2 protein-coding genes are annotated in these 2,307 nt (G+C 74.3%); one reads left to right on the forward strand and one right to left on the reverse strand.

The annotated features are described in order from the left end of the window. On the reverse strand, positions 1-1,851 hold a 1,851-nt coding region (locus AE652_RS39760; RefSeq protein ID WP_107086658.1), incomplete at its 3' end, for an ATP-dependent helicase. 164 nt (positions 1,852-2,015) lie between these two features. On the opposite strand from AE652_RS39760, the gene AE652_RS39765 reads away from it, so the two are divergent. Beyond that, on the forward strand, positions 2,016-2,273 hold the full coding sequence (locus AE652_RS39765) for a mycoredoxin (protein ID WP_049660517.1): 258 nt from the start codon (positions 2,016-2,018) through the stop codon (positions 2,271-2,273). The last annotated feature ends 34 nt before the right edge of the window (positions 2,274-2,307 follow it).

The raw sequence follows: 2,307 nt of genomic DNA on the forward strand, positions 1-2,307 counted from the left end.
CGCGCCGGTGCGCGCGCCCGGGGCGGCGGAGCCGGGGCGCAGCCCGTCCAGGAAGCGGGTCGGCTTGCGGCTGGCCCGGCCGCCCGGGGAGCGGGAGAGCGCCCAGGAGAGGCTGAGGTGCTTGCGGGCCCGGGTGACGCCGACGTAGAGGAGGCGGCGTTCCTCCTCGACCTGCTCGTCGGTCTTGGCGTAGATGATCGGCAGGGTGCCCTCGGTGAGGCCGACGAGGAAGACAGCGTCCCATTCGAGGCCCTTGGCGGCGTGCAGCGAGGCGAGCGTGACGCCCTCGACGGCCGGGGCGTGCTGGGCCGCGGCCCGGGCGTCCAGCTCGGCGACGTAGGCGGCGAGGTCGGTGGTCTGGCCGGCCGCGGTGCGGGTGCGCTCGAACTCCTCGGCCAGCCGGACCAGGGCGGCCAGCGACTCCCAGCGGTCCCGGACGGCGCCGGAGCCGGCCGGGGGGTCGGCGGTGAAGCCGCGGGTGGCCAGGACCGCGCGGACCTGGCCGGCCAGGTCGGGGGCGTCGTCGGTGAGCGGGTCGGAGGCGGCCCGGGCGGCGCCGCGCAGCAGCACGCCGGCGTCCCGGACCTCGGGGCGCTCGAAGAACCGTTCCGCGCCCTTGAGCTGGTAGGGCACGCCGAGGTCGGCGAGGGCCTGCTCGTAGACCTCGGACTGGCCGTTGGTGCGGAACAGCACGGCGATCTCGCTGGCGCGCACCCCGGCGGCGAGCAGGTCCTTGATCCGGCGGCCGGTGGTCTCGGCCTCGGTGGGCTCGTCCTCGTACTCGGTGTAGACCGGCTCGGGGCCGGCCTCGCGCTGGGAGACGAGCTCCAGGCGGTGCCGGGCGGCCTCGCCGCGCGCCTGGGCGAGCAGTCCGTTGGCGAGGTGGACGACCTGGGGGGTGGAGCGGTAGTCGCGGACCAGCTTGACCACCGTCGCCTCGGGGTGCCGGGTGCGGAAGTTGAGCAGGTAGTCGGGGGTGGCGCCGGTGAAGGAGTAGATGGTCTGGCTGGCGTCGCCGACGACGCAGAGGCTGGCGCCGCCGTCGGGGCCGGTCCACCGGTCGAGCAGGCGCTGCTGGAGCGGGGAGACGTCCTGGTACTCGTCGACGGTGAAGTGCCGGTACTGGGAGCGGACCTGGTCGGCGATGTCCGGGCGGTCCTCCAGGATGGCGGCGGTGAGCAGCAGGACGTCCTCGAAGTCCATGCTGCCGCGGCGGCTCTTGGCCTCCTCGTAGACGCGGTAGACCTGGGCGGTCTCGGCCGGGTCGCGGGGGGCCTCGCGGCCGGACTTGGCGACGGCCGCGGGGTAGTCCTCGGGGGCGATCTGGGTGACCTTGGCCCATTCGATCTCGGCGGTGAGGTCGCGCAGTTCGGTGCGCTGGACGCGCAGCCCGCAGCGGCCGGCGGCCTCGGCGACGAGCTGGACCTTGCGTTCCAGGAGCTGGGGGACGGGGCCGCCGACGGCGCGCGGCCAGAAGTACTGGAGCTGGCGCAGCGCGGCGGCGTGGAAGGTGCGGGCCTGGACGCCGTCGGCGCCGAGCTGGCGCAGCCGGCCGCGCATCTCGCCGGCGGCGCGGGCGGTGAAGGTGACGGCGAGGACCTGCTGGGGGTGGTAGACGCCGCTGCGCACGCCGTAGGCGATCCGGTGGGTGATGGCGCGGGTCTTGCCGGTGCCGGCGCCGGCCAGGACGCAGACGGGACCGTGCAGGGCGGTGGCGACGGCGCGCTGCTCGGGGTCGAGCCCGGCGAGCACCGCGTCCGGGCCCGTGTCGGCACCGGGGTCGGCCCAGGGGGAGCCGTGGGGGCCGTCGTAGGGGCTGCCGCTCAAGAGGTCTTCCTGCATGCGTTCCATCCTCTCAGCCCGGGGGGACATCGCGGACGGGGTTGTCCACAGGCCCGGTGCGATCGCAGGATGATCACTCCGCGCGACGGTCGACGGCGCTCCGGAATGTCCGCCGCCCGGTGGACGTTCCTGCCGGAGACCGTACGCCCCCCTCTTTCGAAGGAGCCCCCTCGATGTCCGGCACCGTGACGATGTACAGCACGACCTGGTGTGGGTACTGCAACCGACTCAAGAGCCAGCTGGACCGTGAAGGCATCGGCTACACCGAGATCAACATCGAGGAGGACCCGGCGTCGGCGTCCTTCGTCGAGTCGGTGAACAACGGGAACCAGACCGTCCCGACGGTGCTGGTGACGCCGGTGGGCGGCGGCGAGCGGGTCGTGATGACCAACCCGAGCCTGCTGCAGGTCAAGAAGGCCCTGGCGTCCTGACCCCACCGGGTCCACCCCCACCGGGCGCGAACCC

The organism is Kitasatospora sp. MY 5-36 (assembly GCF_001182915.1).
Taxonomy (GTDB): Bacteria; Actinomycetota; Actinomycetes; order Streptomycetales; family Streptomycetaceae; genus Kitasatospora.